Source organism: Streptomyces sp. DvalAA-14 (assembly GCF_900091855.1).
Classification (GTDB): domain Bacteria; phylum Actinomycetota; class Actinomycetes; order Streptomycetales; family Streptomycetaceae; genus Actinacidiphila.
Genome location: NZ_FMCH01000541.1, coordinates 1 through 1576, shown reverse-complemented (window position 1 = coordinate 1576; position 1576 = coordinate 1). Strand labels below are relative to the sequence as shown.

Annotated in this window: 1 protein-coding gene; it reads left to right on the top strand. The window is 72.8% G+C overall.

Features of this window, described 5'->3' with window-relative positions:
- The first annotated feature begins 751 nt into the window (after positions 1 to 751).
- Positions 752 to 1465: a FadR/GntR family transcriptional regulator gene (locus GA0115240_RS29190; protein WP_093741270.1), complete on the top strand. Its 714-nt coding sequence runs from the start codon at positions 752 to 754 to the stop codon at positions 1463 to 1465.
- Positions 1466 to 1576: the final 111 nt, after the last annotated feature.

Sequence of the window (1576 nt, the reverse complement as noted above, 5' to 3'; positions counted from 1 at the left end):
AGGTGACATGGGATGAATCTATAGGCCGGGCACCGGTCGATGTCCAGACCCGTGCGCGGCTTGTCTGAAGTCCCCGGTGGACACCGGCCACCTCGCACCCGGGCCCCGACCCCCTCCACACGCGGCTGCCGGAGCCGGCCCGGAGGCGCGCGGCGCCTTCGGGCCGGGGCGCCTTCCCCGGCGGGGGCGCGGCGCCACCGGTACGGACGGCGCAAACGGCCGGGACCGCGGCGGCCGGGCCGCTCGCCGGTGCAGACCGTGACTCGGCGCCGTTCCGGTCCGGTTGGTTCTTCGCCCGTCGCGGCGCGTCCTCTTTCCACGCCGGCCCGCCCGGGTAGATGCGTCACGCAATGGGCCGCCGGTGCGGTTCGGCGCTGAAACGGGGATGGTCGGCGCCGGGTCATGGAGTCCGGCCGGTCCTTACCGGTCCGGCGGAACACCCCGGAAGCCCAACAGAGGCGGTTGAGAACCCCCATTGCCCCGTCCAGCCGGTGGCCCGCGAAACCCCCGGACCCGCCTGGCCTCCTCGGCGGGGCGGTCCCCGCCGCCGGCCGCCCGCCGGCCCCGAGGCCGGAAAAGGTATGCCGGCCGTCCCGGCGGCGGCGAGCGGGTCGGGCACGACACCGGCCCGTGTCCCCGGCCCGGGAGTCCTCCACCAGGGCCAACAGGACATGGGATGGATTGGGACATCAGCGATGGGATGCCTGTTAGGCTGCGGCAGCGCGAGTACAGGGAGCGTGGTGTTCCACCCATGTCATTGACCGACAAGGCCATCGCCCGTATCCGGGAACTGATCCAGTCCGGCGAACTCCCCCCAGGCGCCAAGCTGCCCCCCGAGCAGCACCTCGCCGCCGACCTGGGCCTGTCCCGCAATCTGATGCGCGAGGCCGTCAAGGCGCTGGTTGTCGCACGCGTACTGGAGATCAAACGCGGTGACGGCACTTATGTGACCAGCCTGGAACCCGCTCTGCTGCTCGAAGGTCTGGGGTCGGCCGTCGAACTCCTCAGCGGGGACACCCTGCTGGAACTCACCGAGGTGCGGCGGCTGTTCGAGCCGATCGCGACGGGACTGGCCGCGACCCGGATCTCCGCGGCGGAACTGCGGCAGGTGGAGCACCATCTGGCCGCGATGACGCAGGCGCGCGACGACGTCGAACTGCTCAACCGGCACGACGCCGCCTTCCACCAGGCAGTGATCGCGGCGACCGGAAACTCCACGCTGGCCACCTTGCTGGAAGGCATCTCCAGCCCGACCGTCCGGGCCCGGGTCTGGCGAGGGCTGGTCGACGATGACGCCAGCGACCGGACCATCGCCGAACACCGGGCCATCTTCGACGCGCTGGCCGCCGGCGATTCAGCGCGGGCCCAGGCAGCGGCGCTGCTGCACGTCAGCACGACCGAGCAGTGGCTGCACAAGCATCGTGAGCGCGACGACACGTCCGGGCGCAGCCCGGACCCGGCCTAGACCGACCCGACCCGACCCGGCCCGGCCTAGACCGACCCGACCCGACCCGACCCGACCCGGCCCGACCCGGCCCGGCCCGGCCCCCAGGCCTGCCGGCCCGTACCGGTCCAT